Genomic DNA, 21,896 nt, shown 5'->3' on the forward strand with positions numbered 1-21,896 from the left:
GTTGATGAAGATCGCTAAGAAAATAATATTCTGGACATTGGTGGCGTTTGCCCTGATTCAGTTCTTTCCTATCGATAGAACCAATCAGCCTGTGGATACGAAGGTAAACTTTGTTGATGCAAGGAAATCACCGGAAAAGATCAGAACGCTGCTTAAAAATGCATGCTATGACTGTCATTCCAATGAAACGGTTTATCCGAAATATGCTTTTATTGCTCCCGTTTCATGGTCTGTGAAGAGTCACGTGAATGAAGGTCGCGAACATCTTAATTTTTCTGTCTGGGGAACATATAATAAGGATCTGAAGGAAAATATGCTGACTAAATCCGTTCAGACCATTCAGAACAAAACAATGCCGATGCCGGGTTATATTGTTTATCATAAAGAAGCCAATCTTTCAGAAGCGGAAAGAGCATTGCTGATTCAGTATTTTGAAGAAATGCTGAAGACTAAAACCTACTAGTTTCTATCATAGAAAACTCCCGCAGATTTTACAAACTAAGCAGATTATTTAAAACAAATATCTGTCCGGTCTGTAAAATCTGCGGGAGAATATTTTACAAAAATTATTTCTTTATATAGCTCTCAAAAAATCTCTTCTGAGAATCGAAAGCGATATCTTCAAAATCCAGATCCTGTAAAGGAATCCAGACTGCTTCTGAGATTTCAGAGAGTTCAAGACTTACCTCAAATTTTTCCGGAACATTGTATTCATAAAAGAGATCGATCGTATTATAATCAATTTCCTTGTATTGATAGATGTTAGGAAGGCTGGTAAGGTATTTCAGGTTCGAAATATTGATGTCAAGCTGAAGTTCTTCAAAAAGTTCTCTTTTACAGGTTTCCTCTGCACTTTCTTTAGGGTCGACAAATCCTCCTGCAAGATCGAGCTTCCCTTTTTTAGGATCTCTGTTTCTTCTGGTAAGATAAATTTCGTCTCCACATCTGATGACAACTGCTACCGCACCTGCCACATTATTATACAGAGTAAAACCACATTCCGGACAGCTCCATTTCTTTTCACCATCCCAGTGTAAGGACTTCTTGCCACAGCTTGGGCAATATTTCAATATTTTCATTGAGCAATATTAATATTTCTCGGGTGATAACTCAAAATAACATCCCTTAATTCTTCCGTTTTCAGATGCGTATAGATCTCCGTTGTCGTAATACTTGAGTGTCCCAGCATTTCCTGGATATAACGTAAATCTGCCCCATTCTGTAACAAATGGGTCGCAAATGAATGTCTGAATGTGTGTGGTGATATTTTTTTGTTAACCCCTGCTTTATCTGTAAGTTCTTTAATAATAAGAAATACGATTACTCTGGACATAGAAGTCCCACGGCTGTTTAAGAACAGAGTATCTTCATATTTCTTATTGACTTTTCCTTTAGAACGCACCTCTTTGATATAACTTTCAAGCAAATCAGCCGTATAATCAGCTAAAGGAACAAAGCGTGTTTTATTTCCTTTTCCGTGTACCTTGATATATTGCTCTTTGAAATTGATATTGGAGATCTTCAGATCGATCAGTTCAGAAACACGAAGTCCGCATCCATATAGTACCTCTATGATGCAGTGGTTTCTTTTTCCAAGATCTGTATTGACCTCAATAGCAGCAATAATTTTGTTGATATCAGGCAGGCTTAAAGTATCAGGTAGATATAGTCCCAGTTTAGGGCCTTCAAGTAACGCCGCAGGATTGTCTTCACGATATTCATCCTCCAGCAGAAATTTGAAGAAAGCTTTGATGGAAGATATCCATCTTGCCTGTGATCTCTCACTGAATTTCTGTTTGGAAAGATTGAAAATGTATTCCTGCAGGTTTTCGTAACCGATGGAGTCTGGACCGACGTTTTCCAGATCCTCTTCTGCGTAATCTTTTAATTTCTTAATGTCCCGAACGTAAGCGTCGAGCGTGTTTTCTGAAAAATTTCTTTCGAAACGAAGAAATATTTCAAAATCTTTGATCTTTTCATCCCAAGTCATTTGTGCTTATTTTTTTAGTTCACAGTCCGATATTTGTTCTATTTCAATATTATGGTTCCTCAGGAACGATATTCCATCGTCATCCGAATACTCATTAATGTACACCAGTCTCGTAATCCCTGCCTGCAGAATCAGCTTGCTGCATTCTTTACAGGGAGACAGCGTTAAATATAACGTTGCTCCTTTTGCAGATTGGGTAGAGGCAGCCAGCTTTAATATAGCATTGGCTTCCGCATGCAATACGTACCAGTGTGTTTTTCCATCTTCATCTTCACAGCAGTTTTCGAATCCCGAAGGAGTCCCGTTGTAACCATCTGAAATAATCATCCTATCTTTTACGATAAGAGCTCCCACCTGTTTTCTCTTACAGTAGGAGAGTTTTGCCCATTCCTGAGCCATTTTTAGATAAGCTTTATCAAACTTATTCATACCGCAGCATTGTTTTTTTTCGAAATAATTTGGATTAAAATCTTTTAGAAAGATTTAGAAGTTAGGCTTTCTCTTCTCTAGAAACGCAGTAACTCCTTCTTTCTTATCTTCCATTTCAAAAAGTTCTCCGAAATATTTGATTTCAGTTTCAAAACCTTTCTCCGTATCCGATAAATTCACGGCATTGATAGCCTTCGATATTGCCATTGGTGAATTGTAGGCAATCGTGTTTGCTAATTCTTTCGTTTTGGTTAATAATTCTTCAATAGGGTATACTTCATTCACCAGTCCGATCTCTTTTGCTTTTTGAGCAGGGATCATTTTGGCAGAGAAGATCATTTCATTGGCAATACCTTTTCCTACAAGCTTTGGAAGCCTCTGAGTTCCTCCGTATCCCGGAATTAATCCAAGAGTTACTTCAGGAAGTCCTAATCTGGCGTTTTCCGATGCATATCTGATGTGGCATGCCATGGCAAGCTCCAAACCTCCTCCTAATGCAAAACCGTTTACGGCTGCAATGACAGGTTTAGACATATTTTCAATCTTGTTGAACAATGTATTTTGTCCGTTTCTTGCAAGTTCTTCAGCTTTTTCCTGTCCGAATTCACTGAATTCCTTGATATCAGCTCCTGCTACAAAAGATTTTTCTCCACTTCCGGTAAGGATAATGACTCTACATGAAGTGTCAGCGTTAAGCTCATCCAGTGCGGTACTGATTTCCTGAATTGTTTTGGCATTTAAAGCATTTAAACTCTCAGGTCTGTTTATGGTAATAATAGATAATTTATCTTCTTTTTTTAATAATATGTTCTCGTAACTCATTTTTCCACTTTAAAATATCATCCTTTGCAAATTATGAATTTTTTACAAAAAAAAGGAAAAAATATTATTTTTTTTTCCTTTTTTTTAATTTATCATTCAATATGATTATTTGGAATGATTCATCATATTTGCATCAATATTGACGTTTAGTTGAGAAGCCACTTTCATGCCAAGCTCAATGTTAGCACGGAAAAAGTGACATAACTGTCGGTTGATAATCTCATCTCTTTTTGGCCCGGTGATACCACTCATGCTGCCTACAATATTTTTGATCAGATGATCTCTGTCCTCAGCATTCATTGCTTTTGAATACAAAAGCCCCGGTTGGGTATAGTGATCACTGTCATTGTCATTTCTGTTGTAGCTGGCAACATGAGCACTGTCTAACTCATATTCATAGTTTTTATAAGATGAATCTGCTTTAATATCATCAAAACTGTTCGGATGATAATTAGGTTTGTCCTTGTACTGGCTTGAATCTGCCATATAACCATCTCTTTGGTAGTTGTTGACTTCAAATGGACATCTGTTCACTTCCAGCTGATGAGCATTGACACCTACTCTGTAACGATGAGCATCAGGATATGAAAATAATCTTCCCTGAAGCATTTTGTCCGGTGAGAAACTGATTCCGTTAATTAAGTTACTTGGTGAAAAAGTAGACTGTTCCACATGGGCAAAATAATTAACAGGTATTTCGTTAAGCTCCATTTCGCCTACTTCAATCAGAGGGAAATCATCGTGGAACCATACTTTGGTTACATCAAAAGGATTCCATCTGAAATCTTTTGCCTGCTCCTCAGTCATTACCTGTATAAATAAAGTCCATTTTGGGAAGTCTCCATTTTCAATAGCGTTGCAAAGGTCTTCCTGTGCAAAGTCCGGGTTTTCTCCGGCCATTTTTACGGCTTCTTCCTCCGTAAAGTTTTTTACACCTTGTTTTGTTTTAAAATGGAATTTCACCCATACTCTTTCATTTTTATCGTTGATCATGGAGAAAGTATGAGATCCGAAACCGTGCATATGTCTGTAGCCGTGAGGTGTTCCTCTGTCTGACATTAGTATAAGAACCTGATGAAGTGATTCCGGGTTTAAGCTCCAGAAATCCCACATCATCGTGGCGCTTTTTAAGTTGGTTTTCGGCACTCTTTTCTGAGTGTGAATAAAATCCGGGAATTTTTTTGCATCCTTAATAAAGAATACGGGAGTATTGTTTCCTACAAGATCCCAGTTTCCGTCTTCGGTATAAAATTTTAAGGCAAAACCTCTCGGGTCTCTTGCCGTATCTGCGCTTCCTTTTTCGCCTCCCACAGTGGAAAATCTTGCGAACATTCTGCATGAGTTTCCTACTTTTGAAAACAGCTTTGCTTTTGTGTACTGGCTGATGTCGTGTGTTACAGTGAACGTTCCGTAAGCTCCGCTTCCTTTGGCATGCACAATCCTTTCAGGAATTCTTTCCCTAACGAAATGCGCAAGATTCTCCTGAAGAATAAAGTCCTGCAGCAATACCGGGCCTCTTGGTCCTACCGTCTGTGAATCCTGATGTTCAAAATAAGGTGCGCCGTTACTTAACGTTAATTTTTTAGAATCCATATAATTGATGATTTGAATAATTGTTTCTTTTTCCTAAATCCAGTGTAAAGGTAATGAATATCAAATTTACTTGAATTTTTAATTGCTAATAGCAAAAACGTTATATCTTTGTAATAGATAATATTAATCAAATGAACATTCAGCAACTGGAGTATCTTATCGCCGTTGATAAGTATAAACATTTTGGTAAGGCCGCTCAGGCGTGTTTTATTACCCAACCTACGTTAAGTGCCATGATACAGAAATTTGAGGATGAACTGGATGTAAAGGTTTTCGACAGAACTACTCACCCGATTCGTACCACGGATGTAGGTCTTCAGATTATTGATCAGGCAAAGGTAATTATCGAGTCTGTCAATGAGCTGAAAAACAAAGCCAACCTTTTGAATAATATTCTAGGAGGAACTATCAATCTGGGAATCATTCCTACGGTGTCTTCTTTCATTCTGCCAACAGAGATTTTCAAATTCCTGGAGGAAAATCCGAAGATTCAGATGAATGTAAAAGAAATGACAACTGATAATATTATTAAAGCGCTGAAAGCAGGAGAGTTAGATGCCGGAATTATTTCCACTCCTTACGATACCGCTGACGAGTTTTATCAGGATTTTCTGTTCAATGAGGAGTTGATGATTTACAGTTCCAATACAGAAGCTAACAAAAAGAATTCTTATATCATTCCGGAAGATCTGAATGTAGAGAAAGTATGGCTTCTTGAAGAAGGGAACTGTCTGAGAAATCAGTTTGAAAATATTTGTCACCTTAAAGAAAATACCCTGAAACCTAAAAATTTAGATTTCTTAGCTTCCAATATCCAGACTCTGGTACACATGGTAGATAAAGTAGGAGGAATCAGTATTCTGCCGGAACTGGCACTGAGCCAGCTTTCAGAAGAGCAGAAGAAAAATGTTTTCAGATTTAAAAAACCTTTCCCGTATCGAGAAATCAGTATTATTTACTATAAACCGACTTTTAAGCAAAAAATTATTGATGAATTATCACATTCTATCAAAACTTCTTTAGAACTTAAGTTGAATTACCACGAAAGTCCGAAAGAATTTGTAAGCATTAAGCCTCAGTAATGGAAATGCTTTAAAGTGATAGAAATCATCAATTTAAATAAAAGTATAATTAATAAACAAAATTTTTGAGTATTACGAAAATAGTACTTAAATTTGCTGACGTTTATTACGAGGAAAAATTTGACCTGATTGCAACCTCTATAAAAAAATGCTAAAACAGTATTCTTTTTTTCTGGGCAATTTCATTCATATTTTTCGCAATACAATTTTTTAAATCTTTAAAAACAAAAGAATTATATGTCTTATTTATTTACATCTGAATCAGTTTCAGAAGGACATCCGGATAAAATTGCCGATCAGATTTCCGATGCATTAATCGACCATTTCTTAGCCTATGATAAAGATTCAAAAGTAGCATGTGAAACTCTTGTAACTACCGGACAGGTGGTATTGGCAGGAGAAGTAAAATCAGATGCTTACCTTGATGTACAGACCATTGCCAGAGAAGTAATCAACGGAATCGGGTATACGAAAGGAGAATATATGTTCAACGGAGATTCTTGCGGAGTTATTTCTGCTATCCATGAGCAGTCACCTGATATCAACCAAGGAGTTGACAGAGCTGTAAATGATGAGTCTTTCGAAGCTAAAGCAAATGCACAGGGAGCAGGAGATCAGGGTATGATGTTCGGGTATGCTACCAATGAAACGGCAAACTATATGCCTCTTGCGTTGGATCTTGCCCATACGATCCTGAAAGAACTTTCTGCTATCAGAAGAGAAAATAAGGAAATCACTTATCTTCGTCCGGATGCAAAAAGCCAGGTAACCATTGAGTATTCTGACGATCATAAACCAATCAGAATAGATTCTATCGTAGTTTCTACCCAACATGATGACTTTGGAAGTGAAGAAGAAATGCTGAACAAAATCCGTGAGGATATCAAAAATATTCTGGTTCCAAGAGTTGTTGCACAGCAAACTGAAGAAATCAAGGCTTTATTCAACGATCAGATCAAATATCACATCAATCCTACTGGGAAATTCGTAATCGGAGGACCTCACGGAGATACAGGTCTTACAGGTAGAAAAATCATCGTTGATACCTACGGAGGTAAAGGAGCTCATGGTGGTGGTGCTTTCTCTGGAAAAGATCCTTCTAAAGTAGACAGAAGTGCGGCTTACGCAACAAGACATATTGCTAAGAACTTAGTGGCTGCCGGAGTAGCGGATGAAGTTTTGGTACAGGTTTCTTACGCCATTGGAGTAGCTGAACCTTGTGGTTTATACATCAACACTTATGGAACTGCGAAAGTAGATCTTCATGACGGAGATATCGCTAAAAAAGTTTCTGCTATTTTTGATTTAAGGCCTTATGCTATTGAGCAGAACTTGAAATTAAGAAATCCTATTTATCAGGAAACAGCGTCTTACGGGCATATGGGTAAAGAGCACTATATAGCTGATAAAACTTTCAATAAAGGACATAAAAATGAGCTTACATTAGAAGGGCTTGAGTTCTTTACATGGGAAAAACTAGACAAAGTAGAGGAAATTAAAGCTGCTTTTGGAATTTAATTTCTCTTTAAAGAATAATAAATGAACTGCTTTATCTTTGGATAAGGCAGTTTTTTTTAATTTTACACCTTAATAATATAGAAAGATGATGAATTTTCGAACTGTAGTTGCTGCCATGTCTCTGTTTTTGCTAAGTACATTAGTAAAAGCTCAATATACCATGCATAAAATGATCAGTGTAGGGTATACTTACCAAAATCAAAGTTTTGGTGAAATAGGAGGTAAATTACTTTTCCTTAAAAATGATGATGTGATTTACAGAGTAGGAGGATCTGCAATGATGGGATCTGTGGATTCTAAATTTGCTATTATGCCCAAACTACAGGCTGATGTCCTTCTTAATTTTGAAAAGAATGTAGACTTCTATCATTCATATTACTTTTTAGCAGGTGTGGAAGGAACCAATAAATACATTGCCCCTAAGATAGGAGTTACCTTATTTGGGATGCTTGATCTTACAGGAGGTTATGCTTTTCCTATCGGAGATACCCGACTGAACGGCAAAGAGATGAAAGGACTGAATATTAATTTTACATTAAATGTTCCTACAGTCTTTATTCATGACATGTTTAAATGATATTTTTTAGATTTTTCTCTATAAAATTTAATAATAGGTTAACAGTTATTAAAAATTATTATATTTACATCATAATAATTGTACTACTGCCTATAGAAGAGACTCTACTCTAGAACTGTTTTGTTTATACAGCAAAGGCCAGAAGAAATATCTGGTAGAATGCCTGTCTGCAAATATTTATATTGAGAAGAGTTATGAAATCAAAATCGGATAGTTTACTAATTTCCCTTTACCAGAAAGGTGATGAGAATGCATTATCAACCCTCATTCACCGTCATCAGAGAGAACTTTTTACATTCATTTTTTACAAAATTAATGATGAAGATTTAGCTAACGATATCTTCCAGGATACATTCATGAAGATTATTGTCATGCTGAAAGAAGGACGCTATAACGAAGAAGGCAAATTTATTCTTTGGGCGAAAAGAATTTCCCACAATTTAATCATTGATCATTTCAGATCAAAATCCAAGAATATCAAAGTTTCAGAAACTACTTTTGAAACAGATGAATATTCTATCTTTGATTTGATCAGAGAACCTTCAGAAAATATTGAGGACCAGCTTGTGACCAACCAGATTCAGGAGGATCTTATGAGGATGTTACTGTTTTTGCCACAAAACCAGCAGGAGGTAATCAAACTGAGGTTTTTTGATGGTCTGAGTTTCAAAGAAATTGCAGACCATACAGAGATGAGCATTAATACTACGCTAGGAAGAGTAAGGTATGCACTGATAAACCTGAGAAAAATCATGGACGAAAACAATATAATATTAACCAGATAAATAATATTTTGTAAAATTTCACGTTTTTAAGGAAAACATACTTCGCTTATGAAAAAAAATGACTCCTTAAAAGTGAAAACTTTGAAACCTAAGAAACAAACAATTGATTTTTTGCTGAATTTTTCCAAAAGCCTTGAGATTGTGAAAAGCAAGAGCAAAAATTATCCTATTACAAAAATTAAAATTATTAACTTTGTGCTGTATGAAAATGCAGCACGTTTTTTTTGACCTGGATAATACACTCTGGGATCACCGCAGAAATGCCTATCTTACCATTAAAGATCTTTTTGAAAAACAGGAAATTACTTCAAAATATCATATTGATTTTGAAGAGTTTCATTCTGTCTATCACAATATTAACGAAGAGTTGTGGGAAAAGATCAGAGACGGAATTATTGGCAAAGAGTACTTGAGAGAACACCGTTTTTATGATTCATTCAAACATTTTGGAGTAGATAATAAAGAGCTTGCCGTTTATTTTGAAGAAAACTTCCTTGATAATATTGTGAGTCATAACGAATTGGTAGAAGGAGCAGAAGATGTTTTGGAATATCTGAAAGCTAAAAATTATACACTGCACATTATTTCCAATGGATTTCAGGAAGTAACGGAAAGGAAATGTACCCTGTCCGGAATTGCACCTTATTTTAAGACTATTACCAGTGCAGATGCAGTAGGGGTAAGAAAACCCAATCCAAGGATTTTTGAATATTCATTAGGCCTTTCTGAAGCCAGCAAAGAAGAAAGTATCCTGATTGGGGATGATTGGATTGCAGATGCCATGGGAGCTACAGATTTCGGAATGGATGCGATCTTCTTCAATGTTTATAAAGAAGATAAGCAGAAAGAAGGTTTAAAAGCCATTACCCATCTTCAGCAGATCAAAGAATATTTATAGAAATATATAAGATCATAAGATTTGATAAAAAGCCACTAAGACTGCCTTAGTGGCTTTTCTGTTTTCAATTTTCAGAAATCAATACAAACGTTGGTGATCATCTGTTTCAATGTGTGGTTAACTTAAATTTCTCCACCAAAATCATTTTTCCCAATTCTTTCCCAAATTGATTAGCAACTTTGCTTCATAATAATAACAGAAAATGTAATAGTATGAAAAATGTAAAGAAAATCACAGGAGTATTAATGATTATTTTTTTATTAGTGGGAGGCTTAGTAGCCGCACAGGACAGAGCAATCAATGCGAATCAGTTACCGAAAACAGCTAAAAACTTTCTTGCTGCTCATTTTAAAGGAATACCTGTGGCCTCGGCAATAGAAGACAGAGAAATCTATGGAGTAGATGAGTACAAAGTATATCTGACGAACGGAATGAAAATGGAGTTTGACAGCAATGGAAACTGGAAAGAAGTGGATGGAAAACACCAGAAAATTCCATATGGTTTCATTCCTGTTTCAATCAGAAATTACATCACGAAAAACTTTCCTAACACTTACATTATTAAGATTGACAAGAAAAGATGGTCTTATAAAGCAGAACTTTCCAATGGATTGGAGCTTGAATTCGATAGAAACGGGAATTTTAAAAGAATCGATGATTAACACTTAACCGAATACAAACACTAAATAGTAATACTATGGTCAATTGGAATGTAATAAAGAGTAACGGAAGAAAGATGTCTTCTGCTCAGATTAGAAAGAATATGGTATCATTTATGACAAGAAATCATCCTTGCAGCATCATTGATTCCATTGAAAAAGAATACAGTGCTTACAAAATTCATTTAATGAATGGTCTGTGTCTTGTTTTTGATGCAGATGGCCTGAATGTGAAATCAAATTAGTTTCTTTATGAAAAAGAACCTGAGGGAATCCGGCAGAGAGCATTTCCATTTTGTAGATTTATTATCAGTAATTTATCACATAACCCTTATACTGATGATATTATCGTAGACTTTCGGATGTATATTCCTTTCTCCAGCTTCCCTTCTTATAATTTCCTATATTTGACATAAGTTAATCGTGCACCAGAGCATATAGATCCGGAATATGAAGATTTTAATAGTAGAAGATGAACCCGAACTGAAAGATACCGTACAGAAATTTCTGGAGGCAGAACACTTCATTGTAGAGTATGCAGAAAATTACAGTGGCGGATTGGAGAAAATTATTTCTTACGAATACGACTGTATTTTGCTGGATATCATGCTGCCTGACGGAAACGGAATCGATCTGCTGAAAGAGATCAAAAAAATGCACAAGAAAGACCCTGTGATCATCCTTTCTGCCAAAGACTCAGTAGATGATAAGGTGGCCGGACTGGAAATAGGAGCAGATGATTATCTTGCTAAACCTTTCCATCTTGCAGAACTGATGGCGAGAATCAAATCTGTGATCAGAAGAAAAAATCAGGATGGCGAAAATATCATCCGCTACAAAAATATCAGCATTGACCCGGAGAACAGAACGGTGAAAGTAGGCGATGAAGAGCTTGTTCTTAACCGTAAAGAATATGACCTTCTCTATTATTTTGTGATTCATCCGGAAAAGACCTTACAAAAAACAACACTGGCAGAAGCCATCTGGGGAGATTATATCGATCAGGCGGACAGCCTGGATTTTATATATTCCCAGATTAAAAATCTTCGTAAAAAACTGAAAACCCTCAATGCAGAAGCTGATTTCCAGGCTGTATACGGAATAGGATATAAATTCATCTGATGAAAACTTCATTAAAATATTACACGATAAAATACCTGATCATGATCCTGCTGCTGATCATAGCAGTGTGGGCGGGTCTTTTTTATGCCTACATTCTGGATGAAGTACACGATAATGTAGATGATGGTTTAAGAGATAGAAAAATACAGATTATTAAAGCTGTTTATCTTAATCCTCAGCTTTTGAAGAATAATGAATTTGGATTCAATGAATTTAAAATCAATCCGATCAAAGCCGCAGATTATCAGAATAAAAGCAGGCTGTACAATAAGATGTACTATATGGAATATGATGATAAAGACCAGCCTTACAGGGTTTTGGAAGCCGACTTTATTGATCAGTTCAAAGGGCATCAGCGGCTTGTCATCAGAACATCTACGGTAGAAGAAGACGAATTGATATATGATCTTACAACAGCCTTAATTGTGCTTTATATCCTTTTGGTGATAAGTATCGTAGCAGTTAACGGATATCTCCTTAATAAAGCTATGAGACCATTCTATCAGATATTGGATAAACTTAAAAAATATCAGTTTGGAATTCCTTTTTCTCAGGAAAAGCAGAACTATAAGATCACCGAATTTGAAGAATTAAATGTGGAAATCAATGAAATGATTGAACGTAATGAATTGGTTTTCTATCAGCAGAAACAGTTTATTGAAAACGCTTCCCATGAGCTTCAGACTCCTTTGGCTATCGTGATTAATAAAATTGATCTGATGATCCAGAATGATGATCTTGATAAAAAGAACCTTACTTTTCTTACTGAAGTAAAGAATGATCTGAGAAGAATGGTTGGGTTAAACAAATCGTTATTAATGCTTTCCAAAATTGAAAACAGTCAGTTTAATAAAACTTCAGATGTTGATTTTAATGTGATGATCGCTCAATTAGTTCAGAATTATGAAGATTTCATTGCATTCAAAAAAGTAGAGGTCAGTATTATTGAGAAAGGAAAATTTGTTGCGGATTTTAATCAGGATCTTGCAGATATTCTTTTATCCAACCTTCTTAAAAATGCAGTTAAATATAACCATCAGGAAGGGATTTTAAACATTATCGTGGAAAATAATCGGATAACATTTCAAAACAGCGGAAGTGCTGAACCTTTAGATAAATCCAGAATCTTTAACCGTTTCTATAAACGGGGATCAGATCATACTTCTACAGGATTAGGGCTGTCTATCATCAAAACCATTATCAAGCAATATCCGGGCTGGGATATTAATTACGAATATGGAGATCAGATGCATTACTTTATTCTGACAAAGAATAATGCCCATTAATAATACTTTATATCAATAGAAAAAGCCTTTCGTCTGAAAGGCTTTCTTATGTTTAAAACTCAGGATTAAAATCCTAAACTTGTTCTTACTCTTTTAAGTGTTTCCAGCGCGATAGGTCTTGTTTTTTCCGCTCCTTGCTGAAGTTTTGCTTCAAGTTCATCAAGATTATTCATGTAATAAGTGAACGTTTCTCTTTCTTTCTCAAAACGTACCAGGATAAGATCCAGCAATTCTTTCTTAGCATGTCCGTATCCGAAGTTTCCGGCAAGATATTTTGCTCTTAATGCTTCAGTCTGTTCAGGCGTAGCAATCAGCTGATAAATCTGGAATGTTTTATCCGTTTCAGGATCCTTAGGTTCCTCTAAAGACTTGGAATCTGATTCAATGCTCATCACCTGTTTCTTCAACTCCTTTTCAGGTAAGAAAATGTTGATGATATTTCCTCTTGATTTTGACATTTTCTGTCCGTCTGTCCCGGGAACATATTTAGTGTCCTCCTGAAGTTCAGATTGTGGAAGAACAAGAATTTCACCCATCTGGTTGTTGAATCTTGAAGCGACATCTCTTGCAAATTCCAGGTGCTGAAGCTGATCTTTTCCTACAGGTACAATTTCAGCATCATAAAGTAAAATATCTGCAGCCATCAGAATAGGGTAGGTAAACAGACCGGCATTTACATCCTGAAGTCTGTCAGCTTTATCCTTAAATGAATGGGCTAATGTTAATCTTTGGTATGGGAAAAAACATGATAAATGCCAAGAAAGTTCACAGGTTTCAGCGATATCACTTTGTCTGTAGAAATATGTTTTTTCAGTATCCAATCCACAAGCAAGCCAAGCCGCAGCAATCTCGTAGGTATTTTGTCTTAAAGTCTGCGCATCCTTAATCTGTGTAAGCGTATGAAGATTCGCAATAAATAAAAATGATTCATTTCCTTCCTGCTTGGATAGTTCGATAGCAGGAATAATAGCCCCTAATAAATTTCCAAGATGGGGTGTTCCGGTGGCTTGTATGCCGGTAAGAATTCTTGACATTTGTTTACAATTTATATTTAAAAATTAATGAATAGCAAATTTACGAGGTTTGACGGGAATAACGAAAGATAAAAGATAAAAGATAAAAGATAAAAGATAAAAGATAAAAGATAAAAGATAAAAGATGTTGTTATTAAAATTCAACATCTATCCATTGGCTTTAGCCAAAACGTATCAACCTTCAATAATCTATATCTCTTTACGCATCATCCGTGAAAATCTGTGCAATCCGTGGGAAAAATATTAAGGAATCACAATTTTTTCTCCTCCAAATTTCGGTTCCACACCAAAAAGAAGATCCCAATAGGCTTTAGCTTTTGCAAAATACTCTCTTAAATTGGTCTTTAAACCTGCATACTTATTCACATCCGCTGCATTGTATCCAAAGGCTTCCATACCATTTTTTCTGGCCAGGAAAACGGCCCTTTCATTGTGAAACTTCTGAGAGATAATGATCAGTTTTGTCTGGCTGAAAATATCCTTTGCTCTTACCACGGAATCCAGCGTCCTGAATCCTGCATGGTCTAAAATAATTTTATCCTGTGGAATTCCTTCCTGCATCAATGCCAGCTGCATATCTTCAGGTTCGTTATAATCCTTGGTGCTGTTATCACCACTAACGATGATGTATTGTATTTTCCCGCTTTTGTATAAATCACTTGCAGCCTTAATTCTGTTATAGAAATAAGCATTTGGAGTTCCATTGCTCAGAAGTTTTCCGGTTCCCAGTAATAATGCGGTTTTTACTTGTGGTACATCAGCAGTATTGTAGGAAAGAAATGGTGCGCTGTCACTTTTGATGCTGTAATTCGCCCAGGCAATAAAAATAATTCCTGCAACGAAAAGAAGCAGGAAAAATTTAAAAATATTTTTGATTATTTTTTTCATCCGAAAATATATCTTTTAAAACTCCAGACCGTTCGGGAATGCTTTTTTTCTGAATATTAATAAGAATGCGGCACCTACTGTGATCGCAGAATCAGCAACATTGAAAATATATTTGAAGAACTCAATATGTTTTCCTCCTATCAAAGGCCAGCTTTCAGGAACGTACCAGTCTACCACAGGGAAATGAAGCATATCCACTACACATCCTTTCATAAATGTGGAATATCCGTGTCCGAAAGGAACAAGTTTGGAAATTCCGCCATAGCCAATCCATCGGTCAGTGCTGGCGTCATAAACTGTTCCGCTGTCGAAGATCATTCCATAGAACATTCCGTCAATAAGATTTCCGATAGCGCCTGCAAAAATGATCGCCATGGGAACTAAAAGATAATTAGAAGCTCCTTCTTTCAACCATTTTTTGAACATATAGATCATCCCTCCGATCAGGAAAACTCTGAGGATAACCAGAAAATATTTCCCGATAATTCCTCCGAAATGAAATCCATAGGCCATTCCGGGATTTTCCACAAAAGTTTTGTTAAAGAAACCATTGATAACAGGAATGCTCTCATTCAGTTCAAAATGGGTTTTGATATAAATTTTTGAAGCCTGGTCAATGAATAACACTAAAAGTGTTATTGCTAAGATCTTTTTCATTATTGTCCTTTAGGTTTTGAAGGCTTTGAAGCCGGCTTTACATTTTTATTATCGCTTGCTTTCTTGACCACTTTCTGTCCATTGAAAGAGCTCTTAACATGTGCTTTTTCAAATTTAATGCCCATTTCTTTGAGTACGCTTTTCAGTGCACTCAGCTCCATAGAATTCTTAGGATGTACTATGATAGATTCCATTTCTTATATTTATTATTTACATTTTGGACAGCTCATCAAGTCTTTTCCTGTCTTTCTCAGACAGATCATTCACTCCGTTTTTGCCCATCTTACTCAAAAGTCTGTCGATTTCTTTCTCCCGCTCGCGTTTATCAGAATTGAATTGATCATCAATGGTATAATTATAATTTTTTTTCCGATCAGGGAAGAATCTGTTTTTGATCCATTCTCTGTTGAAAAATAATATAACTACGGCAATGATCACTCCCAAAATTAATAATTCGTTCATGGGTATACATTAAAAATTAGGTTTATAAAGTATCCGTAAATACGATATAAACCCAATGTTATTTTACAAACCTTACGGTTATTTTTGCATGTTTTTCGCTTCGATGCTCAACGTAGCGTGAGGAACGGCTAAAAGCCTTTCCTTAGGAATCAGCTTTCCTGTTACTCTGCAAACACCATACGTTTTATTTTCGATTCTGATCAAAGCATTTTTAAGATCACGCACGAATTTTTCCTGTCTTCCTGCCAAAATAGAATTCTGTTCTTTGCTCAACGTTTCTGCTCCTTCTTCAAAAGCTTTGAAAGTAGGAGACGTATCATCAGTACCATTATTCTGGTCATTGATAAAACTTTCTCTGATAAGCTGAAGATCCTTTTCTGCTTTTTCTATTTTTTCTTTAATGATCGCTTTAAATTCCTGTAAATCAGCATCGCTGTATCTAACTCTTTCGTCTGACATATTCTTTCTCTTTTTTAATAAAATTATGAAATGGAATTTGAAATATAATAACTACAGGTTAATTTTTTTCAACATTTATCTTAAAATTAACCTCATCTATTTCGATTTCGTTAAAATTTAAAAGTGAAGATACAATTTCTATTTTATTTGACAAGACTTCGGAAGAAATATATTCTTCATTTTTCTTAATCTCATTCAGGAAAGGAGAGCTTTCTTCCAATGTGATTGAAATTCTGTCTGTCAGATCAAAGTCTTTGTCTTTTCGCAGGTTCTGAATTCTGTTGATGAATTCTCTTGCGATCCCTTCAGATTTTAACTCATCGGTTAACGTCAAATCTAATGCCACAGTTGTTTTTCCATCAGAAGTTACTGTCCATCCCGGGATATCTTTTGTAGAAATTTCCACATCATCAAGAGTGATCTCATATCCCTGAACGTCTGTTTTCCCTTCTTTTTCAAGTGTGGAAATCTGTTCTGCTGTAAGGTTGCTAATCTCTGCACCTACCACCTTCATATCTTTTCCTAATTTAGGACCAAGTGCTTTGAAGTTCGGTTTTATCTGTTTTACAATTAAATGGGATGCTTCTTCAGCATTAATTAACTGTAATTCTTTCACGTTCACTTCCTGCTTGATCAGATCTGCAACCGCAAGAATCTGTTCTTCTGTTTTAGCATCCAGTACAGGAACCAATACTTTTTGTAAAGGCTGACGAACTTTTACATTTTCTTTCTTTCTCAATGAGAAAACCATACTTGTAATGTTCTGTGCCAGATGAGTCTTTTCAACCAGATCCTGATCGATTAAACTTTCATCTGCTACCGGGAAGTCTGTTAAGTGTACAGATTCACAGTTTTCTTTACCTGTTACCTTATTCAGGTCCTGATATAACTGATCCATAAAGAACGGAGCAATAGGAGCGGATAATTTTGCTACTACTTCAAGACACGTGTATAGAGTTTGGTAAGCGGAGATTTTGTCATCAGAATAGTCTCCTTTCCAGAAACGTCTTCTGCATAATCTTACATACCAGTTACTCAGGTTATCGTTCACAAAAGTACTGATCGCTCTTGCTACTCTTGTCGGCTCATAATCTTCATAGAATGCTTTCACCTCTTTGATCAGAAGATTAAGCTCAGAAAGGATCCATCTGTCGATTTCCGGACGGTTTTCCACTTCTTTTTCTGAATAGTTAAAGCCATCTACATTCGCATACAAAGCGAAGAATGAATAGGTATTGTAAAGGGTTCCGAAGAACTTTCTTCTTACTTCGTCGATTCCTTCAATGTCAAACTTCAGGTTTTCCCATGGGTTGGCATTGGAGATCATATACCAGCGCGTAGCATCCGGTCCGTATACAGCAAGTGTTTCGAACGGATCTACGGCATTTCCTAAACGTTTTGACATCTTCTGCCCGTTCTTGTCCAGAACAAGACCGTTACTCATTACATTTTTATAAGCAACTGAATCAAACACAGCAGTCCCGATTGCGTGAAGCGTATAGAACCATCCACGGGTCTGGTCAACACCTTCTGCGATGAAATCAGCCGGGAATGCTTTATTATTGTCGATTAATTCTTTGTTTTCGAAAGGATAATGCAACTGGGCATAAGGCATAGACCCTGAATCGAACCAAACGTCGATCAGGTCGCTTTCACGTTTCATTGCTTTTCCTGAATCAGAAACCAATACCACTTTGTCAACCACGTTTTTGTGAAGATCCACAAGCTCATAGTTAGACTCTGCCATATTTCCGATGATGAAACCTTTGAAAGGGTTTTCAGTCATCAGTCCTGCTGCAATTGATTTTTCGATCTCGTTATAAAGTTCCTCTACAGAACCTATGATCTTTTCTTCCTTCAGGTCATCTGTTCTCCAGATCGGCAACGGAATACCCCAATATCTTGAACGGGATAAGTTCCAGTCGTTTACATTTTCCAGCCAGTTGGCAAAACGTCCTTCACCCGTAGCTTTTGGCTTCCAGTTGATGTCTTTGTTTAAATTAACCAGTCTGTCTTTTACAGCAGTCATTTTCACAAACCATGAATCCAACGGGTAATACAATACCGGTTTATCTGTTCTCCAGCAGTGTGGATAGGAGTGGACATATTTCTCTACTTTGAAGGCTTTGTTCTCTGTTTTCAACAGGATCGCAAGTTCTACATCCCATGATTTCTCAGGAGCCGTTCCTTCGTCGTAATATTCGTTTTTGATATAAGTTCCGGAGAATACCGCAGGAACATTATCTCCTTTGATGAATTTACCCTGTAAATCTACCAATGGTACAAGATTGTCATTTTCATCTTTTACCAACATCGGTGGAACCTCAGGCTGAGCCATTTTAGCAACTCTCGCATCATCCGCACCAAAAGTAGGTGCCGTGTGAACGATACCTGTACCATCTTCTGTGGTTACAAAGTCACCAAGAATCACTCTGAATGCATTCTCAGGGGTGTCATTAGGTGTAAACCACGGAACTAATTGCTCATATCTTGTATCAACAAGCTTTTCTCCTGTAAATTCTTTTAGTATTCTAAAAGGGATTACTTTCGTTTCCGGAGTATAGTTGGCAAAATCTTCATCTGTACCTTCTGCGTATTTTTTACCGAAAACTTTAGGTAAAAGAACGCTGGATAACACTACTGTTACAGGTTCAAATGTATATTGATTGAAAGTTTTAACTAAAACATATTCAATATCTCTCCCTACGGTAAGAGCCGTATTGGATGGAAGTGTCCACGGGGTGGTCGTCCATGCAAGGATATGAACATCTCCGTCAACATCATTGAACAATGCTGAAGAGTCTTTCTTTACTTTAAACTGAGCCACAACCGTTGTGTCCGAAACATCACGATAGGTTCCGGGCTGATTCAGCTCGTGAGAAGAAAGTCCTGTTCCTGCTTTTGGAGAGTAAGGCTGGATAGTGTAGCCTTTGTACAACAAATCTTTGCTATACAACTGCTTCAACAACCACCAAACGGTTTCCATATATTTTGACTTGTACGTGATGTACGGATCATCAAGGTCTACCCAATATCCGATTTTCTCCGTAAGGTTATTCCATACGTCGGTATAACGCATTACCGCTTCACGGCAAGCTTTGTTATAGTCTTCAATAGAGATTTTTTTGCCAATATCTTCTTTCGTGATTCCTAATTCTTTTTCTACACCCAGTTCCACAGGAAGACCATGCGTATCCCAGCCTGCTTTACGGAAAACCTGCTTTCCGTTCTGAGTCTGGTAACGGCAGAAAATATCTTTCAATGCTCTTGCCATTACGTGGTGAATTCCAGGCATACCGTTTGCTGAAGGCGGACCTTCGTAAAAAACAAACTCAGGATTTCCCTGACGAATCTCAACACTCTTATTGAAGGTTTTATTTTGTTTCCAAAATTCCGCTACATTCTCTGCTACGTCAATAAGGTTGAGGTTTTTGTATTCTTTAAATTGGCTCATTGTAAATATCTCAATATCGTTGATTAATTAAGTCTGCAAATTTACTAAAATTTGTCGGTTTATAATATATGTTTTATTTAGGTAATTTCTATTAAAAAGTTCAATTTCAGAAATATAATAAAGAAAGTGGGGGAAAGTGAATGGTGAATAGTGAATAAATGAATTTTTTCTGACAACTTTTATGTGAGATTTTATGCAGTATATTCAATAGAAGTGGGCTTTAGCCCACTTGAATAATAAAGTTTATTTATGGCTTTAGCCAAAACTTAATGGTAACGCAAAGTTCACAAAGATGTATGGATAATGTAAGATCGATCGCAAAGACGTTTCACTCAGCAGGGGAAATATGGGGTGAGAAAAACAAAATTGATTCGAAGTTTGGCTAGAGTACGAAGCACTGATTGGCAGAAATTTTGTACATTTAAGTAGACCTACTAAACCCAAATGCTGTATGAAAATCTTTTATTACCTGATGCTTTTTGTTTGTTTTATCAACACAGGCATTGTACAAGCTCAAAATAATTACCCTCAAAATTATTTCAGAAATCCATTAAACATTCCCATGCAGCTCGCTGCCAATTTTGGTGCTGTGCGGACCAACCACTTTCACATGGGACTGGATCTGAGAACCAACAGCCAGGAAAATCTGCCGGTTCTTGCCGCTGCAGAAGGTTATGTAAGCAGGATAAAAGTAGAACGGTACGGATTTGGAAATGCAGTGTACATCACTCATCCCAATGGTTATACCACGGTATATGCTCACCTGAATAAATATTTCAATCAACTTGATGAATACGTAAAGGAGAGGCAATATAAAGACGAAAAGTGGGAACAGGATATTACTTTTCAGCCCGGACAGTTTCCTGTGGAGAAAGGACAGCAGATTGCTTTAAGTGGAAATACCGGAGGTTCCGCAGGACCACACCTGCACTTTGAAATAAGAGATACCAAAACAGAGGAATGCTTAAATCCGTTACTTTTTGGCTTTGCCATTCCTGATAATATTGCCCCGATTATTAGCGGATTGTATTGGTATGACCGACGTTTCAGTACGTATGAACCAGGAGCAAATAATATTGCCGTAAAAAAAGAGGGAAATGCTTATACGGCTAATCTTATTCAGGTGAGTTCTCCGGAGATAAGTTTTGCCATTAAAGCTGTAGATAAAGCCAACAAAGGATTTAATCTTGGTATTTATCAGACAGAACTGTTTATGGATGGCAATCTGATGTACAGTTTTAAAATTGATAAGATCCACTATGATGATACCCGATACATCAACGGTTGTATAGATTATACCAAATTCATAAGAGATAAAATGGGAATCCAGCACCTGTCTGATTTACCTGGAATGAAACTGCAGCATTATAGTCTTCCAAATTTAAGTGGGATTATCAAACTTCAGGATGAAAATGTTCATGCCATTGAAATTGTCCTGAAAGATGTCAAAGGAAATACAAGCCGCTTAACAACAAAAGTTCAGTTAAGTAAAACTTCAGAGAAAATATCTTATACTGCAAAAACAATAATGGCTAATCAAGGGAAAATCATTACCACAGAAAATACAGAGATTGCTTTTAGTAAAAATGCCATGTATGATGCTGTAAATTTCAGTGCCTATGAAAAACCTGATACAGATCCGAATGCAGTTTCAAATACGATTGTTTTGCATAATCCATATATTCCCGTTCAGGATGAATATACCTTGAAAATAAAACCGAATAGAAAATTAACCAATACAGAAAAAGATAAAGCCATTATTCTTCTTGACTATAGCAGTGATAAAACCGTTGTCAAGGTAAAATGGAATGGTGATTGGGCAGAAGGAAAATTCAACAGATTGGGTACCGCAAAATTGATGATTGACAATAATCTTCCATCCGTTTCATCAGGCTGGGCAGAAGGAGCATTGGTTAATAGCAGTTCATTACTCTTAAAAGGAACAACGAAAGTGGGTGATATTATTTCATTCCGTGCCGAACTGGATGGCAAATGGTTGAGGTTTACCCGTGTAAAAGATAATTTTGTCTACATTTTTGATGAAAAATGTCCTAAAGGAAGTGGTTCTCATACTTTAAAAGTAACAACTATCAATACTGCCGGGAATACCAATACACAAACTTTTACGTTTAGGAGATAATTCATCTTTTAATACTTGAATCTTTAAATCTTTTAATTTTA

Annotated in this window: 23 protein-coding genes; 11 read left to right on the forward strand and 12 right to left on the reverse strand. The window is 36.4% G+C overall.

Translation table 11 applies throughout. The annotated features are described in order from the left end of the window. Positions 1–4: 4 nt before the first annotated feature. Complete coding sequence (locus tag KBP46_RS16680; protein WP_062675986.1) at positions 5–463, forward strand: heme-binding domain-containing protein; 459 nt, start codon at positions 5–7, stop codon at positions 461–463. 103 nt (positions 464–566) lie between these two features. Here the strand turns inward: KBP46_RS16680 and KBP46_RS16685 are convergent, their stop codons facing one another. The 5 genes from KBP46_RS16685 to KBP46_RS16705 all read right to left on the reverse strand — a co-directional run bounded on the left by KBP46_RS16685 (position 567) and on the right by KBP46_RS16705 (position 4,834). Continuing rightward, positions 567–1,079, reverse strand: coding sequence for an NUDIX domain-containing protein (locus tag KBP46_RS16685; protein ID WP_216443735.1), 513 nt, complete (start codon positions 1,077–1,079; stop codon positions 567–569). Further along, positions 1,076–1,990: a site-specific tyrosine recombinase XerD gene (gene xerD, locus KBP46_RS16690; RefSeq protein WP_034692523.1), complete on the reverse strand. Its 915-nt coding sequence runs from the start codon at positions 1,988–1,990 to the stop codon at positions 1,076–1,078. Before xerD ends, KBP46_RS16685 begins: the two co-directional genes overlap by 4 nt. 6 nt (positions 1,991–1,996) lie before the next feature. Further along, the gene (locus KBP46_RS16695; protein WP_007844123.1) at positions 1,997–2,419 is read right to left on the reverse strand and encodes a dCMP deaminase family protein; all 423 of its coding nucleotides are present in this window, start codon (positions 2,417–2,419) and stop codon (positions 1,997–1,999) included. Between the two features lie 54 nt (positions 2,420–2,473). Further along, the gene (locus KBP46_RS16700) at positions 2,474–3,241 is read right to left on the reverse strand and encodes an enoyl-CoA hydratase/isomerase family protein (RefSeq protein ID WP_062675984.1); all 768 of its coding nucleotides are present in this window, start codon (positions 3,239–3,241) and stop codon (positions 2,474–2,476) included. A 105-nt stretch (positions 3,242–3,346) separates the two neighbouring features. Beyond that, a complete protein-coding gene (locus KBP46_RS16705) occupies positions 3,347–4,834 on the reverse strand; it encodes a catalase (protein WP_216443736.1) in 1,488 nt (495 codons plus the stop codon). Positions 4,835–4,965: 131 nt separating this feature from the next. Here KBP46_RS16705 and KBP46_RS16710 point away from each other — a divergent pair, with 131 nt between their 5' ends. From KBP46_RS16710 to KBP46_RS16750, 9 genes are all read left to right on the forward strand, one after another. Then, entirely contained in the window at positions 4,966–5,916 is a 951-nt protein-coding gene (locus KBP46_RS16710) for a LysR substrate-binding domain-containing protein (protein ID WP_034692517.1), read from the forward strand. A gap of 237 nt (positions 5,917–6,153) precedes the next feature. Next, positions 6,154–7,434, forward strand: a complete 1,281-nt coding sequence (metK, locus tag KBP46_RS16715) for a methionine adenosyltransferase (RefSeq protein ID WP_062675982.1) — start codon at positions 6,154–6,156, stop codon at positions 7,432–7,434. A gap of 85 nt (positions 7,435–7,519) precedes the next feature. Next, complete coding sequence (locus KBP46_RS16720) at positions 7,520–8,011, forward strand: hypothetical protein (protein ID WP_062675981.1); 492 nt, start codon at positions 7,520–7,522, stop codon at positions 8,009–8,011. A gap of 194 nt (positions 8,012–8,205) precedes the next feature. Continuing rightward, positions 8,206–8,796: an RNA polymerase sigma factor gene (locus tag KBP46_RS16725; RefSeq protein WP_062675980.1), complete on the forward strand. Its 591-nt coding sequence runs from the start codon at positions 8,206–8,208 to the stop codon at positions 8,794–8,796. 202 nt (positions 8,797–8,998) lie between these two features. Further along, positions 8,999–9,694, forward strand: coding sequence for a YjjG family noncanonical pyrimidine nucleotidase (locus KBP46_RS16730; protein ID WP_216443737.1), 696 nt, complete (start codon positions 8,999–9,001; stop codon positions 9,692–9,694). Between the two features lie 212 nt (positions 9,695–9,906). Continuing rightward, complete coding sequence (locus KBP46_RS16735) at positions 9,907–10,356, forward strand: PepSY-like domain-containing protein (RefSeq protein ID WP_216443738.1); 450 nt, start codon at positions 9,907–9,909, stop codon at positions 10,354–10,356. Between the two features lie 35 nt (positions 10,357–10,391). Further along, entirely contained in the window at positions 10,392–10,598 is a 207-nt protein-coding gene (locus KBP46_RS16740) for a PepSY-like domain-containing protein (RefSeq protein ID WP_117753124.1), read from the forward strand. 205 nt (positions 10,599–10,803) lie between these two features. Then, positions 10,804–11,475, forward strand: a complete 672-nt coding sequence (locus KBP46_RS16745; RefSeq protein ID WP_062675977.1) for a response regulator transcription factor — start codon at positions 10,804–10,806, stop codon at positions 11,473–11,475. Further along, positions 11,475–12,761, forward strand: coding sequence for a HAMP domain-containing sensor histidine kinase (locus tag KBP46_RS16750; protein WP_216443739.1), 1,287 nt, complete (start codon positions 11,475–11,477; stop codon positions 12,759–12,761). Before KBP46_RS16745 ends, KBP46_RS16750 begins: the two co-directional genes overlap by 1 nt. 65 nt (positions 12,762–12,826) lie before the next feature. Here KBP46_RS16750 and trpS read toward each other — a convergent pair whose 3' ends face one another. From trpS to ileS, 7 genes are all read right to left on the reverse strand, one after another. Then, on the reverse strand, positions 12,827–13,795 hold the full coding sequence (trpS, locus tag KBP46_RS16755) for a tryptophan--tRNA ligase (protein WP_062675975.1): 969 nt from the start codon (positions 13,793–13,795) through the stop codon (positions 12,827–12,829). A 243-nt stretch (positions 13,796–14,038) separates the two neighbouring features. Further along, the gene (locus KBP46_RS16760; protein ID WP_216443740.1) at positions 14,039–14,683 is read right to left on the reverse strand and encodes a vancomycin high temperature exclusion protein; all 645 of its coding nucleotides are present in this window, start codon (positions 14,681–14,683) and stop codon (positions 14,039–14,041) included. Between the two features lie 15 nt (positions 14,684–14,698). Further along, positions 14,699–15,340 carry a lipoprotein signal peptidase gene (locus KBP46_RS16765; RefSeq protein WP_034692496.1) on the reverse strand — a complete coding sequence of 214 codons (642 nt, stop codon included), beginning with the start codon at positions 15,338–15,340 and terminating at the stop codon, positions 14,699–14,701. Next, complete coding sequence (locus KBP46_RS16770; protein WP_062675973.1) at positions 15,340–15,534, reverse strand: DUF2683 family protein; 195 nt, start codon at positions 15,532–15,534, stop codon at positions 15,340–15,342. Before KBP46_RS16770 ends, KBP46_RS16765 begins: the two co-directional genes overlap by 1 nt. Positions 15,535–15,550: 16 nt before the next feature. Beyond that, positions 15,551–15,802, reverse strand: coding sequence for a DUF6576 domain-containing protein (locus KBP46_RS16775; RefSeq protein ID WP_062675972.1), 252 nt, complete (start codon positions 15,800–15,802; stop codon positions 15,551–15,553). A 78-nt stretch (positions 15,803–15,880) separates the two neighbouring features. Then, the gene (locus KBP46_RS16780) at positions 15,881–16,261 is read right to left on the reverse strand and encodes a TraR/DksA C4-type zinc finger protein (protein WP_002983772.1); all 381 of its coding nucleotides are present in this window, start codon (positions 16,259–16,261) and stop codon (positions 15,881–15,883) included. Between the two features lie 58 nt (positions 16,262–16,319). Beyond that, a complete protein-coding gene (gene ileS / locus KBP46_RS16785; RefSeq protein WP_216443741.1) occupies positions 16,320–19,715 on the reverse strand; it encodes an isoleucine--tRNA ligase in 3,396 nt (1,131 codons plus the stop codon). 451 nt (positions 19,716–20,166) lie between these two features. On the opposite strand from ileS, the gene KBP46_RS16790 reads away from it, so the two are divergent. Then, positions 20,167–21,855 carry a M23 family metallopeptidase gene (locus KBP46_RS16790; RefSeq protein WP_216443742.1) on the forward strand — a complete coding sequence of 563 codons (1,689 nt, stop codon included), beginning with the start codon at positions 20,167–20,169 and terminating at the stop codon, positions 21,853–21,855. Positions 21,856–21,896 lie beyond the last annotated feature (41 nt).

It is taken from the genome of Chryseobacterium sp. PCH239, assembly GCF_018924625.1.
Classification (GTDB): domain Bacteria; phylum Bacteroidota; class Bacteroidia; order Flavobacteriales; family Weeksellaceae; genus Chryseobacterium; species Chryseobacterium cucumeris.

Coding starts and splice junctions, on each gene's coding strand:
- KBP46_RS16700 (WP_062675984.1), bottom strand. CDS start 3,241: ATGAGTTACGAGAACATATTATTAAAAAAAGAAGATAAATTATCTATT.
- KBP46_RS16775 (WP_062675972.1), bottom strand. CDS start 15,802: ATGAACGAATTATTAATTTTGGGAGTGATCATTGCCGTAGTTATATTA.
- metK (WP_062675982.1), top strand. CDS start 6,154: ATGTCTTATTTATTTACATCTGAATCAGTTTCAGAAGGACATCCGGAT.
- KBP46_RS16770 (WP_062675973.1), bottom strand. CDS start 15,534: ATGGAATCTATCATAGTACATCCTAAGAATTCTATGGAGCTGAGTGCA.
- KBP46_RS16750 (WP_216443739.1), top strand. CDS start 11,475: ATGAAAACTTCATTAAAATATTACACGATAAAATACCTGATCATGATC.
- KBP46_RS16710 (WP_034692517.1), top strand. CDS start 4,966: ATGAACATTCAGCAACTGGAGTATCTTATCGCCGTTGATAAGTATAAA.
- KBP46_RS16695 (WP_007844123.1), bottom strand. CDS start 2,419: ATGAATAAGTTTGATAAAGCTTATCTAAAAATGGCTCAGGAATGGGCA.
- KBP46_RS16725 (WP_062675980.1), top strand. CDS start 8,206: ATGAAATCAAAATCGGATAGTTTACTAATTTCCCTTTACCAGAAAGGT.
- KBP46_RS16730 (WP_216443737.1), top strand. CDS start 8,999: ATGAAAATGCAGCACGTTTTTTTTGACCTGGATAATACACTCTGGGAT.
- KBP46_RS16760 (WP_216443740.1), bottom strand. CDS start 14,683: ATGAAAAAAATAATCAAAAATATTTTTAAATTTTTCCTGCTTCTTTTC.
- trpS (WP_062675975.1), bottom strand. CDS start 13,795: ATGTCAAGAATTCTTACCGGCATACAAGCCACCGGAACACCCCATCTT.
- KBP46_RS16685 (WP_216443735.1), bottom strand. CDS start 1,079: ATGAAAATATTGAAATATTGCCCAAGCTGTGGCAAGAAGTCCTTACAC.
- KBP46_RS16745 (WP_062675977.1), top strand. CDS start 10,804: ATGAAGATTTTAATAGTAGAAGATGAACCCGAACTGAAAGATACCGTA.
- KBP46_RS16740 (WP_117753124.1), top strand. CDS start 10,392: ATGGTCAATTGGAATGTAATAAAGAGTAACGGAAGAAAGATGTCTTCT.
- KBP46_RS16790 (WP_216443742.1), top strand. CDS start 20,167: ATGAAAATCTTTTATTACCTGATGCTTTTTGTTTGTTTTATCAACACA.
- KBP46_RS16720 (WP_062675981.1), top strand. CDS start 7,520: ATGATGAATTTTCGAACTGTAGTTGCTGCCATGTCTCTGTTTTTGCTA.
- xerD (WP_034692523.1), bottom strand. CDS start 1,990: ATGACTTGGGATGAAAAGATCAAAGATTTTGAAATATTTCTTCGTTTC.
- KBP46_RS16680 (WP_062675986.1), top strand. CDS start 5: ATGAAGATCGCTAAGAAAATAATATTCTGGACATTGGTGGCGTTTGCC.
- KBP46_RS16735 (WP_216443738.1), top strand. CDS start 9,907: ATGAAAAATGTAAAGAAAATCACAGGAGTATTAATGATTATTTTTTTA.
- ileS (WP_216443741.1), bottom strand. CDS start 19,715: ATGAGCCAATTTAAAGAATACAAAAACCTCAACCTTATTGACGTAGCA.
- KBP46_RS16705 (WP_216443736.1), bottom strand. CDS start 4,834: ATGGATTCTAAAAAATTAACGTTAAGTAACGGCGCACCTTATTTTGAA.
- KBP46_RS16765 (WP_034692496.1), bottom strand. CDS start 15,340: ATGAAAAAGATCTTAGCAATAACACTTTTAGTGTTATTCATTGACCAG.
- KBP46_RS16780 (WP_002983772.1), bottom strand. CDS start 16,261: ATGTCAGACGAAAGAGTTAGATACAGCGATGCTGATTTACAGGAATTT.